This window comes from Massilia orientalis, from assembly GCF_030411975.2.
Lineage (GTDB): Bacteria > Pseudomonadota > Gammaproteobacteria > Burkholderiales > Burkholderiaceae_D > Telluria > Telluria orientalis.
This window is the reverse complement of sequence record NZ_JASNRB020000002.1, coordinates 461,781-476,659: the sequence shown is the minus strand read 5'-3', so window position 1 is coordinate 476,659 and position 14,879 is coordinate 461,781. Positions and strand designations below refer to the sequence as shown.

The following is a 14,879-nucleotide window of genomic DNA, read 5'->3' as shown; positions in this document are numbered from 1 at the left end:
CGACCGTTTCGAGCTAAGATGCACGCCATGAAAGTCTTCGCCACGGCAATCGCGCTCGTTACCGCCTGGTGCGCCACTGCCGTACACGCGGGCGAACTCGAGGTGCTCCACTTCTGGGATGTGGGCGACGACGCACGCGCCGTGAACGTGCTGAAATCGACCTTGCGGCGCCAGGGACATACCTGGAAGGACTTCGCCGTGACGGCCGACGCGAACGGCTTTCCGCTCTTCCTGCTGCGCTCGCGCGTCCAGTCGGGCAATCCGCCGGCCGCGGCCCAGGTGAAGGCGCCGGTCATCCAGCAATGGGCGCGCGAAGGCGCCCTCGCCAACCTGGATGCCACGGCGCGCGCCGGCCAGTGGGACGCGGTGCTGCCGCGCGTCGTCAGCGACGCCATGAAGTACAAGGGCAGCTACGTCGCCGTGCCGGCCAATATCCACCGCGTCAACTGGCTGTGGATTAACACGCGCATCCTGAAGCGCGCCAATGCCCAGGTGCCGGTCACGTGGGACGACTTCTTCGCCGCGGCCGGCGCCATGAAGCGGGCCGGGTTTATCGCCGTCACGCACGGCGGCCAGCCCTGGCAGGACTTCCTCCTGTTCGAAAACGTCGTGCTGGGCGTCGGCGGTCCCGAGTTATACCGCAAGGCGTTCGTGGCGCTGGATCCCGGCGCACTGGCCGGCCCGGTCATGGAACAGGCGTTGCAGACGTTCCGCCGCATCAAGCCGTACACCGACGTCGCCGCGATGGGACGCAACTGGAACGTGGCGGCGTCGCGGCTGGCGAACGGGGAGGCGGGCATGCAGTTCATGGGCGACTGGGCCAAGCCCATCTTCCAGACGGCGCAGCGCAGGGGCGGCCTGGAGTTCGCTTGCGTGCCCGCGCCCGGGACGGCCAAGTCCTATGCCTATACGGTCGACTCGTTCGCCCTGTTCAAGGTGAACAGCCCCGCCAAGACCCGCGCCCAGCAGGACTTCGCCGCCGACCTGCTGGCGCCCGGCGTGCAGGAGGAATTCAACCTCGTCAAAGGGTCGATTCCGGTGCGCCAGGGCGTCGACCTCACGAAATACGACCGCTGCGCGAAGCAGTCGGCCGCCGCCTTCGAGGCCGCCTCCCGTGGCGGCACACTCGTCCCCAGCATCTCCATGGCCCTGCCGCCCGCGGTCGAGGATGCCATGCGCGAAGCCGTCAGCGCCTACTGGCACGACGACCGCATCACCGCCCGCGCGACGATGCAGCGCCTCGTCGCGGCCGCCCGCCGTCCTTGATTCCTCCTGTTGTTCCTTGCGCCGTCGCGCCTCGGCCCGGTGTGTGAGTTTTCGCGTGTATCTGTCCGTTCACATCGATGAACATTGTCACTATTTAATTTGACTAGTAAAAACATTGCGGCGTAGACTTAATTAATGCCACATTAATTTAATACGCATATTCGTTAACAATGTTTCACGCCGCGTCGACGGCGCATTACCAACCAAGGAGATGATGTGAACCAGTTCAGGAAAACGGCTATCGCCGTCGGCGTGTCTCAAGTCGTGCTGCTCGCCAGCGGCATGGCATACGCACAAACCACCCCTGCCACCGACAACGGGACCACGTCGGTCATCGTGGTCGGCCAGCGCGCCTCGCTGGAAAATGCCCAGAAAATCAAGCAGAACGCCGACGAAGTCGTCGACTCGATCGTCGCCGACGACATCGGCAAACTGCCGGACCGTTCGGTCACGGAGGTGCTGCAGCGCGTGGTCGGCGTGACCATCGACCGCACCATGGCCAAGGGCGACCCGGAACACTATTCGGTCGAAGGTTCGGGCGTGATGGTCCGCGGCCTGAGCTACGTCCGTTCCGAGCTGAACGGCCGCGACTCGTTCTCGGCCAACGGCGGCCGCTCGCTGAATTTCGAAGACGTGCCGCCCGAGCTGATGGCCGGCATCGACGTCTACAAGAACCCGTCGGCCGAACAGATCGAAGGCGGCATTTCCGGCCTGATCAACCTCCGCACCGCGATGCCGTTCGACTTCAAGGGCCGCAAGATGTCGGTCTCGGCGCAGGATACGTATTCCACGCTGAAGAAGGGCAAGCCCCAGCCGTCGTACTCGATGATGTTCTCCGACCGCTGGAAGACGCGCTTCGGCGAATTCGGCGCCCTGTTCGACCTGGCCACGTCGCAGAGCGGCACCCGCACCGACGCCTTCCAGGTCTCGCCTTATTACCCGCGCACCGACGTCGTGCCCGGCCAGACGGTCTGGGTGCCGAACGCCGCGAGCTTCCGTTCGCTGGAATTCGACCGCAAGCGCGACGGCGCCTATGCCGCGTTCCAGTGGAAGCCGAACAGCAACGTCCAGTCGTCGCTCACCTACTTCAAGTCGCGCTACAAGATGAAGTGGGACGAGCAGGCGATCTTTGGCCAGTCCAGCCCGTACAACCTGCAGGTCGCGAACGGCAAGTTCGATCCGAAGGGCGCCATGATCAGCGGCGTGCTCACCGATCCGACCGACGGCGGCGTCAACTTCAACGACGACACCCGCACCTCGACGCGCAAGTCGGCCACGACCGACATTTCGTGGAACCTGCGCTGGCGCCTGAACAGCCAGTGGACCGTGACGACCGACCTGCAGAAGGTGCGCGCCACCACCGGCAGTTTCGACTCGACGGTCGCCACCGGCCTGCAGATCCCGCAGATGGGCATGGACATGAGCACGACGCCGGCCCGCCTGACGTTCGACGACGCCACCAAGGCGTACATGGCCAATGCGAACAATTACTACTGGGGTTTCACGATGGAGCACCAGGATGCGAGCGTCGCCAACGAGAAGGCCTGGAAAACCGACGTCAAGTACGAATTCGACCACCCCGTGCTGCGCGACCTGCGCGTGGGCGTGCGCCTGACCGACCGCGATGCGACGACGATCAACTCCGTGCCGGGCTATAACTGGGCGGCGATCACCCAGCCGTGGCAGGTGGGCCCGGTCGGTTCGTGGCAGCCGCTGACCCAGCTGGCCTACCTGGGCGATCCGCGCTTCTCCGCCGGCACGCACCTGAACACGTTCCCGAACTTCTTCAACGGCAAGGCGTCGGTGCCGGCCGTCGTGTTCCCGAACACGTCGCTGGCCGACGGCTATCCGGGCACGTATTCGCAGCTGCACCAGTATTACAACGTGCTGTGCGCCGAACGCAGCGGCGGCACGCTGGACAGCTGCGGCGCCTGGAAACCGGCGACGTTCGGCACCGATCCGTCGGGCACCAACGACCAGCAGGAGCGCAGCAAGGCCGTGTACACGCAGCTGCGTTTCGGCTTCGACGACCTGAAATATCCGATCGACGGCAACATCGGCGTGCGCTACGTGAAAACGAACATGGTCGCCCACGGCTACACGGTGTTCAGCTTCACGGCCCCGAGCATCCCGGCCGGCGCCACGGTGACCGGCGTGCCGATCCCGAACATCCCGAACTTCCAGCAGAAGCAGGACTTCGACAATTCGTACAGCAACGTGCTGCCGACGCTGAACCTGCGCATGAAGGCGTCGGACAAGCTGCAATTCCGCTTCGCGTACGGCAAGGCGATGTCGCGTCCGGACTTCTCGCAACTGCAGGCCTACACGAACCTGTCGGAAGCGACCACCACGAGTACCAACACCGCGACCAACATCGTCAACGTCAGCAACGTCAGCCTCACCGGCACCGGCAGCGGCAACCCGATGCTGCGTCCGACGATGGCCAAGCAGGCCGACATCACGGCCGAGTGGTATTTCGCGCCGACCGGTTCGTTCACGGCCGCGTTGTTCCACAAGAAGCTCAGCGACGTCATCATCAACCAGAGCTACAACTTCGCGCTGCCGGACGTGAACGGCACGATGCATGACTTCGTGACGACGGGGCCGGTGAACGGCGCGAACGGCACGGCCAAGGGCATCGAACTGGCTTACCAGCAGTACTTCGACATGCTGCCGGGCTGGCTCGCGGGCTTCGGCGTGCAGGCGAACTACACGTACGTGAAGAGCAGCCAGGACCTGTTCCACCCGGTGTACCAGGCGTACTGCTCGGGCGGCAGCGGCGCGGACAACCTGAACCTGAACCTGAACGGTTGCGACGTGGACGGCAAGACCTTCGGCAACCTGCCGCTCAACGGCCTGTCGAAGAACTCGTACAACCTGGCGCTGCTGTTCGACCGTGGTCCGATCTCGGCCCGCGTGGCGTACAGCTGGCGTTCGAAGTCGCTGCAGGCGATCAACGCCAACGGCACGAACGGCGGCGACGGCACCGACACCAACCCGGCCAGCCCGACGTTCGGCCAGCACAACGTGCAGTACGCGCTGCCGACGTGGTCGGATGCCTACGGCCAGGTGGATGCGTCGATCTTCTACAAGATCACCGAGAACCTGTCGTTCGGCCTCGAGGCGCAGAACCTGAACAACGCCATGTACAAGCAGTTGATGCAGCAGGGCGTCGGCTTCAAGGTCCGCGGCGCGTACGTGACGGGTCCGCGCTACACGGCCCAGATGCGTTATTCGTTCTGACGCGGACCAGGTCTCTCTCCTCTGCTGACGGCAGATGTTTCAGGCGGCTTCGGCCGCCTTTTTTTATGCGTATTTCTGTTGACAGTGGAAAAGTGTGAGTAATAGACTTCGTTAAGGTTTATTAACTGCGTATGCGCTATATGTTAATGTTCCTCTCGATAACAACGGAGACATCATGAAACGGAAAACGAACATCATCATCCCGGCCGTGCTCGCGGCACTCCTCGCCGGCTGCAGCGGCGGCGGCACGACCCCCGGGGCGACGGGCACGTCCGGCCCGGTCCTCGCCGCGACCGTCGGCGCGGCCACGAGCTGGACGAGCGTGAAGTGGGGCGGCGGCGGCTACGTCACCGGCCTGGTCTACCACCCGCGCAATGCGAGCCTGCTGTACGCCCGCACCGACGTGGGCGGCGCCTACCGCTGGGATGCGGCCACGGCGAAGTGGATCCCCATCACCGACGGCATCGGCTGGGGCGGCGGCGAAGGCCGGTTCCATGGCGTGGAAAGCCTGGCGCTCGACCCGAACAACGACCAGCTCGTCTACATGATGACCGGCGACAGCGTGAACAACGACACGCCCGGCCGCATCTACATCTCCAGCAACCGCGGTACCACCTGGACGCACTACGACCTGCCGTTCTCGATCGGCGGTAACGACGACGCCCGGGCCTATGGCGAACGCCTGGCGGTCGACCCGCAGAATCCGACGACGCTGATGTACGGTTCGCGCAAGTCCGGCATCTGGAAGAGCACGGACTCGGGCCATACCTGGAACCAGGTCACGGGGTTTGCGACCAAAATGGTGCTCCAGGGGCCGAACCTGTACGGCGTCGAGCAGATCATCTTCGATACCCCGTTCGTGCAGAGCCAGAACGCGTCGCCGACCCAGATCGTCTGGGCCACCGTCGCCTCCGACTACGCGCAGGCCGCGGGCCTGGGCTCGACCCTGTACAAGTCCACCAACGGCGGCGCCACATGGGCGCCCGTCGCGGTCCCGTCCAACGTGGCCGGCTACGATATTCCCCACGTCGTGCGTTCGGCCGACGGCAACTTCTACATGGCGTTCCGCGCGCACCCGAATACGGCCGCGGGCGCCCAGGCCCAGGGTGCCGGCGGCCCCAGCTATCTCTACAAGTTCGGCGCCAGCAACAATGGCACCTGGAACCAGCTCAAGTTCGACGCCAACGTCGGCTTCGCCGGCCTGTCCGTGTCCGGCACCGGCCCGACGACCCGCATCGCCCTGGGCGTGACCGGCTGGGCCGACTCGAACCAGCTCATCCAGTTGTCCGATAACGACGGCCTCGCCTGGCACGAAGCCGAAGCCAACATGCCGCATACCGGCATCGCCGCGGGCGACTGCGCCGGCTGGGTCGAGGGCGTCGCGATCGACCCCGCCAACCGCGACCACATCATGCACATCCACGGCGGCGGCATCTGCGAAACCGCGAATGCCTCGTCCAGCACGCCCACCTGGAGTCCCAAGGTCGCCAACCTCGAGGAGACCGTCACGCTGTCCCTCGTCACGGCGCCGGCCGGCGCGCCTTACAAGTTCATCAACAGTGCGGGCGACATCGGCACCTGGGCGCAGACCGACCTCGCGACGCGGCCGACGCGCGGCCCCATGAACTGGTGGAGCAGCGGTAACGCGGCCGACCTGGCGTGGTCCGACCCGACCTACATCGCCGCCTCCGGCGTCGACAACAAGAACGGCCACACCGTCAAGGCGTTCTGGTCGGGCGACGCCGGCGGCAGCTGGAACCCGTTCGCGTCCCTGCCCACCGGCGCCGCGGCAAGCGACAGCCACGTGCAGAGCATCGCGGTCACGTCCCGCAACAACCTGGTCTGGGCACCGCCCGACTCCGTGCCGTCGTACAGCACGAACAGCGGCGCAAGCTGGACCGCGACCAACCTGCCGGCGTTCAGCGCCGTCTGGAACGGCTTCCAGCGAGCCTATCGCGTGGCCGCGGACCGCGTGAATCCGAGCAAGGTCTATGCGTTCGATTCCGGCGGCGCGCCGTGGAGCAACGAGCCGGGCAAGGTCTACATCTCGTACGACGGCGGCCATAACTTCGGGCTGAGCGGGATGTGGGGTGCGCAGGCCATGGCGCCCAACGCCTGGGGGGACACGGCCATGGTCGTCAACCCGAACGCCGAGGGCGACATCTGGGTGACCGACGGCAATGCCCTGTACCACTCGGTGAACTCGGGCTGGAACTGGGTGCAGGTCGGCTCGTTCGCGTCCGCCAACGGTACGAAGGGCGCCACCAAGGTCGCCCTGGGCAAGGCCCCGGCCGGCGCGTCGTACTCGGCCTCGATCTACGTGGAAGGCACGCTGAACGGCCAGTGGGGCATCTTCCAATCGGACAACGGCGGCGCCACCTGGGTGCGCTTCAACGACGACAACCACCAGTTCGGCGACTCCGGCGTGATGGCGGGCGACTGGAACACGTACGGCCGGCTCTACGTCAACGGTGCCGCCCGCGGCATCATCTACAGCAACTGAGCAATACGACCTTGAGGCAAACCAAGACCGCTGCAAAACGGGAACGATCTGTAGCGGTTTTGTCGTTCATTTCCTGTTACGTCTCTTGTAACCGTGAGTTGTGTTGACAGTCGAAAAATACGGGCATTAAACTCTTTAATGTTTGTTAATAAAAACGATACATTACATTAATGCGTTCCGATCGGGGATGTCCAAGAGAACGACACAGTAGTCACCATAACGAGTGCCGGCACACGCATGCGGGCGCAGCCAGGACGGCGGAGCTACGTTCTCAGCCAATCCAATAGAGGAGATCTCATGCATCGGAAGCACCTGTTCATCATCTCGGCCGCGGTTGCGGCGTTCGTCGCGGGCTGCAGCGGCGGCGACCGCGCCGCCGGCCCATCGGCCACGGCGCAAAGCCCCGTCCTCGCCGCCACCGTCGGCTCGGCCACGAGCTACACGAGCGTGAAGTGGGGGGGCGGCGGCTACGTCACCGGCCTCATCTACCATCCGACCAGCTACAACGTCATGTACGCCCGTACCGACGTCGGCGGCGCCTACCGCTGGAACGGGGGCGGCTCGTGGACGCCCATCACCGACGGCATCGGGTTCGGCGGGGGCGACGGCGCCTACCACGGCGTCGAAAGCATTGCCGTCGATCCGACCAACGACAACAAGGTCTACCTGGTCACGGGCATCACGTCGCACGACTGGCAGGGCACCCCGATCAACGGCCGCATCTATGTCTCGGGCGACCGCGGTGCCAGCTGGACGCATTACGACCTGCCGTTCCCGGTGGGCGGCAACGAGAATGCGCGCGCCATCGGCGAACGCCTGAAGGCCGACCCCACCAACCCGTCGACGCTGTTCTACGCCTCGCGCACGGCCGGCCTGTGGAAGAGCACGAACTCGGGCCAGACCTGGACCCAGACCGGGTTGTCGAGCAAGGTGCTGTCGGCCAGCGAGATCCAGGGGCTGGGTAGTTCTCCGGTGGGCGTCGAGCAGATCATGTTCGACAACTCGAACGTGGGCGGCGGGGCGACGACGTGGATCATGTACGCCGCCATCGCGCCGGACTACGTGCAGAAGGCGGGCCTGGCCTCGACCCTGTACAAATCCGTCAACGGCGGCGCCTCGTGGACGCCGGTGGCGGTGCCGTCCAGCGTGTCCGGCTACTACGTCCCGCACATGGTGCGCACCAGCGACGGCAACTACTACGTGGTGTTCAACCAGAACGCCGGGCAGGGCGCCGGCGGTCCCGGCTACCTCTACCGCTTCGGCGGCGTGAGCTTCAACGAGTCGTGGACCCAGCTCGCCACCACCACGCAGGGCGGCTACGGCGGCGTGTCCGTCTTCGGCACCGGCTCGACGGCCCGCATCGCGCTGGCCGTGACCGGTACCTGGAGCGCCGGCCAGCCGGTCGTCCAGCTGTCCGACAACGGCGGCGCCCCCGGGACCTGGCGCGAAATCGCGGACGGCATGACGCATTGGGGCGGCGGGTACAGGGGCTGGGTGGACGACATCGAGATCGATCCGACCAACAAGGATCACATCCTGCACATCCACGGCGGCGGCGTCTGGGAAACCTGGAACGCGTCGGCCACCAACCCGAGCTGGGACGCTCCGGTCAACAACCTCGAGGAAACCGCGACCCTGGCGCTCGTCACGCCGCCGGCAGGTGCGTCGTACAAGTTCGTCAACAGCGCGGGCGATATCGGCAACTGGGTCCAGACGGACCTCGCGACGACGCCGACCCGGACGCCCAACAGCGCCTGGGGCAACGGCGACGCCGCCGACGTGTTGTGGTCCGATCCGAACTACATCGTCGCTGCCGGCATCGTCTCCGGCTCGCCGACGGTCCCCTACGGCGCCTGGTCCGGCGACAGCGGCAATACGTGGTCGAACTTCGCATCGCTGCCCGCCGGCGCCTCCACCAACTTCGCCGACACGGTGAGCATGGTGACGACCTCGCGCAACAACATCGTCTGGGCGCCCGCCAGCTCGATCCCGTCCTACACGACGAACAATGGTGCGAGCTGGACCCAGGTCAGCGGCCTGCCCACGCCCAACGGCGGCCTGAACAACGCCTATCGCCTGGTCGTCGACCGCCAGAGCCCGAACAAGGTGTATGCCTTCGACGGGGGCGGCGCGTGGTGGAACGGCACGACGGGCAAGGTCTACCAGTCGACCGACGGCGGCCATTCGTTCGCGCTGGTCCAGGGTTCGGTCGCGGCGAACTTCGCCCCGAACGACTTCGGGCTCACGACGATGGTGGGCAATCCCAACGCTGCGGGCGACCTGTGGGTGGCGGACGGCAACGCCGTGTACCACTCGACCAATTCGGGCGCGAGCTGGACCAAGCTCTCCGGCTTCGCGACGGTCGCCGCCAGCGGCTCGACGGGGGCGCTGCAAGGCGCCACCAGGATCGCGCTGGGCAAGGCGCAGGCAGGCTCGTCGTACTCGGCCGCGGTCTACGTCGTGGGCACGCGGGGCGGCGTGTGGGGCATCTGGCACTCCGACGATGGTGGCGCAACCTGGGCGCGCTTCAACGATGACGCCCACCAGTACGCGGGCATCGGCGTGATCGCGGGGGACTGGAACACGTACGGACGCGTCTACTTCAGCGGCAACGGCCGTGGCGTGATCTATACTAACTGAGCAGTATCGACCGCCGCGGCACCGGCCGCGGCGGTTTTTTTTCATCGAAACGACACATCATGAAGCAGACCTTCCTCTTACTCGCACTCGCCGCCTGCGTGCCGGCGCACGCGGCCGACCTCGGCCTCGCCCGTATCTTTTCCGACCACGCCGTGCTGCAGCGCGACCAGCCCATTGCCGTGTGGGGCACGGCGGGCGCGGGCGGCAAGGTCACCGTGACCCTGGGCGGCCGGACGGCGAGCGCCAGCGCCGACGCGCAGGGCAAGTGGAAGGTGCAGCTGCCGCCGCAACCGGCGGGCGGGCCGTACGCGCTGACCGTGGCCTCGGACGGGCGGGAAGTCAGCCGCGCCGACATCCTGCTCGGCGACGTCTACCTGTGCTCGGGCCAGTCGAACATGGAATTCCTCCAGCGCGCGTCGACGAACGCCATCGGCGCCACCTATACCGCGCAGAACGACCGCATCCGCTACCTGAACGTCCCGCGCAACAGCGCGCTGGCGCCGCAGGACGACCTCCTCGCGCCGGCCGCATGGACGCCGATGAACGCGGACACCATCGGCGACGCCTCCGCCGTCTGCTACTACATGGCCCGTTCGCTGCAGGCGGACTACAAGGTGCCGGTCGGCTTCATCCAGGCCAGCTGGGGCGGCACGACGATCCAGGGCTGGATCGGGGCGGAGTCGCTGCGCACCTTCGGCGACTACAAGGCCGGCATCGACCTCGTGGCGCAATACGGCACGGATCCCGCGGCCGCGCAGCGCGCCCAGGATGCGCGCACGGAAGCCTGGTGGCGCGCGCACGACCCGGCGACGGCCGCGCAGCGCGCCTTTGTCGCGCCGGACTTCGACGACAGCGCCTGGGAGAGCGTGACGCCGGCGGGCTCCGGTGTCGACGGCGTGACGTGGTACCGCACGACCGTCACGCTGACGGATGCGCAGGCGCGGGCGGCGAACGCGCTGCACCTGGGCCCCGTCGACACGTACGACACCACCTGGGTCAACGGCCAGCGCGTGGGCGGCGCCGGGCTGGCCTGGCTGGGGCGCGACTATACGGTGCCCGCGGGCGTGTTCAAGCCGGGCCGCAACGTGATCGTCATGCGCGTCCTGGGCAGCGGCGGCATGACGGGCGCGCCGGCCAACCGCACCATCGGTTTGAGCGACGGCCAGGTGATCCCGCTGCCGGCCGCGTGGAAGGTCCGGCGCGGCAGCGCGCTGAAGGGGCTCGCCGTGCCGCCGGCGCCGTGGGACATGCTGACGAGCTACACGACGCTGTACAACGGCATGATCGCGCCGCTGGTCGGCTACAAATTCAAGCTGGCGGCGTGGTACCAGGGCGAGGCGAATGCCGACGCGGCGGACGAATACCGCAGCCTGCTGCCCATGCTGATGCGCGACTGGCGCCAGCGCTTCGGCCAGCCCGCGCTGCCTTTCCTCGTCGTGCAACTGACGTCGTACGGCGCGACGGCGACGGCGCCGGGCGATTCCAACTGGGCCGAGCTGCGCGCCGCGCAGGCCGACACCGTCGCGCACGACCCGCACGCGGGGCTGGCCGTCACGCTCGACGTGGGCGACCGCTTCGACATCCACCCGACCCAGAAGACGGTCGTCGGCGAGCGTCTCGCGCGCGCGGCGCGCGCCGTCGCGTACGGCGCGAAGACGGCGCCCGGCAGCCCCACTGCCGTCGCGGCGGCGCGCGAGGGCAAGGACATCGTCGTGACGTTCCGGGACACGGGCGGCGGCCTCAAGACGTATTCGGCCGACCGCGCGATCGGTTTCGAGGTGTGCGCGGGCAAGGCGTGCCGCTATGCCGACGCGCGCGTGGCCGGCGACCGGATCGTGCTGCCCGGTGCGGCCAGGGCCGGCACGCGGGGCATCATGCGCGTGCGCTACGCGTGGGCCGACGCGCCGTTCGTGAACCTGTTCGGCGGCGACGGCCTGCCGGCCGCGCCGTTCCAACTGGACGTGCGCTGATCACATCTGCTTGAACAGGTGCGCGAACAACGGGCTGACGCGCAGCTTGTCGGTCCGGTTGCACAGGTGCAGCGTCAGCTTGCCGGCGTCGTCGCGGCTGGCGCTCGTCACGTGCCGCATGTTGACGATGGCGCCGCGGCTGATCTGGCGGAACTGGTCCGGATCGAGCTGGGGCAGCAGGTCCTTCAGGCTCAGGCGGATCAGCGCGTCGCCGTCGCTGCTGGCCACGTTCACGTACTTGTCGAGCGCCTGGAAGTACAGCACCTCCTGCACGGGAATCATGCGGATGATGTTGCCGACGGCCGCGCGGATCACCGTCAGGCGCTCGGCCGGCGCCGCGGCGGCCGGGAGCAGCGCGCGCATCTGCTCGACGAGTTGCGCGAGGCCGTCATCGGCCGGCGCGTCCCGCAGCGTGAGCGCCTGCAAACGCTCGACGGTGCGCGCCAGGCGCGTGTCGCTCACCGGCTTCATCACGTAATCGACGGCGGCCTGCTCGAACGCCTGCACCGCGTAATCGTCGTACGCCGTCACGAACACGATGTGCGGGAACGGACGCGCACCCTCCCAGCGCTCGGCCAGTTCCTGCGCCGCTTCCAGGCCTGTCTGGCCCGGCATCTTGATGTCCAAAAACAGGACGTCCGGCTGCAGTTCCAGCGTCTGCTGCACGGCGGCGACGCCGTTCGGCGCGGTACCGGCGATCTCGAGTTCGGGCCACAAGCGCCGCAGCGTCGCGGCAAGCGTGGCGGCGAGGATCGGCTCGTCCTCGGCGATCAGGGCGCGGACGGTCGCGGGTGTGGTCATGCTCATGCGGTCTCCAGGGGAAGCGTCAAGCGGGCCAGCACGCCGTGCGGCTGGGCGGGAATGAGGGTCAGGGCGGCGCGCGCGCCGTACAGCACCTGCAGGCGTTCGCGGGTCGTCGTCACGCCGACGCCGGTGCCCTTGGCCGCGGTCTGCGTGTCGTCCAGGCCGAGGCCCGTGTCGCAGACGCAGATCTCGAGCAGGCCGGCGCGCGCGCTCGCCTCCACGGTCACGGTGCCGCCTTCGATCTTCGGCTCGAGGCCGTGGATGATGGCGTTTTCCACGAGCGGCTGCAGCAGCATCGCCGGCAGCCGCGCGCTGCGCAGTTCGGCCGGCAGGATGCAGCGGTACGCGAGGCGCGCACCCATGCGCACGGCCATCAGGCCGAGATAGGCTTCGGCCGCCTCGAATTCCTGGGCCAGCGTCGTCGTTTCGGCGCGGGTGGCGGACAAGGTGGCGCGCAGGTACTGGATCAGGTGGTCCAGCATCTGGCTCGCCTGTTGCGGATCGATGGCGATCAGGCCCTGCAGGTTCGCCAGCGTATTGAACAGCATGTGCGGCTCGATCTGGGCGTGCAGCAGCCGCAGTTGCGCCTGCAGGGCCTGGCGTTCGATGGTCTCGGCGCGCGCCTTGGCCTCGGTGCGTTCCAGCTTGATGCGCTCGACCCGTTCGCGGTTCAGGATCAACAGGGCCATCGCGCAGATGGCGAGGAACGTGAGCCCGACCATGCCTTTCTCGCCGTGGTCGTTGGGGTAGTCGGCGAAGTTCGGCAGCGGCCGGCCCAGCATCAGGCTCCCCAGCGAGATGCCGGAAAGATGCGCGACGGGCGCCATCATGACGAGCGCCACGACGCACGGCACCAGCCAGCGCCGGCGCCGCGCGGGATCGTCGAGCAGGGTGAAGCGCAGGCCGTCGAGGACGACCAGCCCCACCAGGCCGACGCAGAGCGAGTACACCATCTGGTCGTACAGCTCGAACGTCCTGCCGTTGACGAGCGTGATCAGGACGGCGATCAGCACGCAGACGATGACGGTCAGGCCGACGTCGTCGGCGATACGGCGCAGGAGCGGCCGGTGCGTGCCCGGCGCCGGCGGGAAGAAGCGGGTGAAAGTATTCATGCCGGAATTGTGCCGCCGGGGGCGGGCGGCGGCAACCCGGCTGCGACGAAACCGCCTTGGGGCCGACCGAAACGGGGCATAATCGGACCGAAACCACTGATTGGCCCATCCAGCATGGAATTCCAGTTCCTCGGCACCTCGTCCGGCACCCCGAGCAAGACCCGCAACGTGAGCGGCCTGGCCCTCCGGGGGCCGGGCGGGGGCTGGTCGCTCGTCGACTGCGGCGAAGGCACGCAGCACCGCATCCTGGATACGCCCCTGTCGCTGCACGACCTGCGCGCCATCTTCATCACCCACCTGCACGGCGACCACTGCTATGGCTTGCCCGGCCTGCTGGCCAGCGCCGGCATGCTGAACCGCACGGCCCCGCTGGCCCTCGTCGGCCCGCCGGCGCTGCGCACCTTCATCGACGGCGTGATGGCGACGAGCGAACTGGGTCTGCCGTATCCGCTCGACTACATCGCCGTCGACGGCCTGGCCGGCACGCCCGTCCTGCCCGACCTGGCCGTGGACGCCATCGCGCTGTCGCACCGGATACCGTCCTGGGCGTACCGCTTCACGGAGCGCACGGTAGAGCGCAAGCTGGATGCGACCCGCCTGCGCGCGGCCGGCATCGCGCCGGGCCCCGTCTGGGGCGAACTGCAGCAGGGCCTCGATGCCGTGCTGGACGACGGCCGCGTGCTGCATGCGGCCGACTGGCTGCTGGCGCCGCGCAAGGCGCGCACGGTCATCGTGGGCGGCGACAACGACGACCCGTCGCTGCTGCTGGAGGCGGCGCGCACGGCCGAGGTGCTGATCCACGAGGCGACCTACACGGAAGAGGTGCTCTTGAAAGTGGGGCCGGCACCGATGCACAGCTCCGCACTGCGGGTGGCACGGATGGCGCAGGCGGCCCGGTTGCCGAACCTCGTGCTGACCCATTTCAGTCCCCGCTACCAGGACGGCGCAGGGCCGTTGTCGATGGGCGCGCTGGAGGCGGAGGCGCGCGGCGTGTACACGGGCAGCCTGTTCCTCGCGCGCGACTTCGACCGGTACGTGCTGGGCCGCGACGGCACGCTGGCCGCAAAATATTTTTTGTAACACGCAAAAAAAACTGCGATATCTTTTTTGGTTTTCGAATCGATTCCATTCCAAAAAAAGTTATCGCGGATTCCCTCATCGATAATCATATTTTTTATTTGCGACCTTAAATCCGTTTTTTTGGAATCGCAGTTGTTTCTCTGCTGAAATCTGTAAATTATCCGGTCGAATCAGTAACTTAGATGCGCTGCCGACCCTGTTGCAAAGCATTTGAAAATGCCGCATTCTCCGTCCGCAACCATAATTATTAGACGGAGACTA

Annotated in this window: 8 protein-coding genes; 6 read left to right on the top strand and 2 right to left on the bottom strand. The window is 67.0% G+C overall.

The window, feature by feature from the left end:
• Positions 1-27 precede the first annotated feature (27 nt).
• The 5 genes from QPK29_RS04160 (at position 28) to QPK29_RS04140 (ending at position 11,622) form a co-directional block, all read left to right on the top strand.
• Positions 28-1,266: an ABC transporter substrate-binding protein gene (locus tag QPK29_RS04160; RefSeq protein WP_371769528.1), complete on the top strand. Its 1,239-nt coding sequence runs from the start codon at positions 28-30 to the stop codon at positions 1,264-1,266.
• A gap of 216 nt (positions 1,267-1,482) precedes the next feature.
• Positions 1,483-4,509, top strand: a complete 3,027-nt coding sequence (locus tag QPK29_RS04155; protein WP_371769529.1) for a TonB-dependent receptor — start codon at positions 1,483-1,485, stop codon at positions 4,507-4,509.
• Between the two features lie 175 nt (positions 4,510-4,684).
• Entirely contained in the window at positions 4,685-7,012 is a 2,328-nt protein-coding gene (locus tag QPK29_RS04150) for a beta propeller repeat protein (RefSeq protein WP_371769530.1), read from the top strand.
• Positions 7,013-7,309: 297 nt separating this feature from the next.
• Positions 7,310-9,652 carry a dockerin gene (locus tag QPK29_RS04145; protein WP_371769531.1) on the top strand — a complete coding sequence of 781 codons (2,343 nt, stop codon included), beginning with the start codon at positions 7,310-7,312 and terminating at the stop codon, positions 9,650-9,652.
• Between the two features lie 59 nt (positions 9,653-9,711).
• Positions 9,712-11,622: a sialate O-acetylesterase gene (locus QPK29_RS04140; RefSeq protein ID WP_371769532.1), complete on the top strand. Its 1,911-nt coding sequence runs from the start codon at positions 9,712-9,714 to the stop codon at positions 11,620-11,622.
• Here QPK29_RS04140 and QPK29_RS04135 read toward each other — a convergent pair whose 3' ends face one another.
• Positions 11,623-12,423 carry a LytR/AlgR family response regulator transcription factor gene (locus QPK29_RS04135; RefSeq protein WP_371769834.1) on the bottom strand — a complete coding sequence of 267 codons (801 nt, stop codon included), beginning with the start codon at positions 12,421-12,423 and terminating at the stop codon, positions 11,623-11,625.
• A gap of 2 nt (positions 12,424-12,425) precedes the next feature.
• The gene (locus QPK29_RS04130; protein ID WP_371769533.1) at positions 12,426-13,538 is read right to left on the bottom strand and encodes a sensor histidine kinase; all 1,113 of its coding nucleotides are present in this window, start codon (positions 13,536-13,538) and stop codon (positions 12,426-12,428) included.
• Positions 13,539-13,652: 114 nt separating this feature from the next.
• Between QPK29_RS04130 and QPK29_RS04125 the strand changes: the two genes are divergently transcribed.
• Positions 13,653-14,618, top strand: coding sequence for an MBL fold metallo-hydrolase (locus tag QPK29_RS04125; protein ID WP_371769534.1), 966 nt, complete (start codon positions 13,653-13,655; stop codon positions 14,616-14,618).
• The last annotated feature ends 261 nt before the right edge of the window (positions 14,619-14,879 follow it).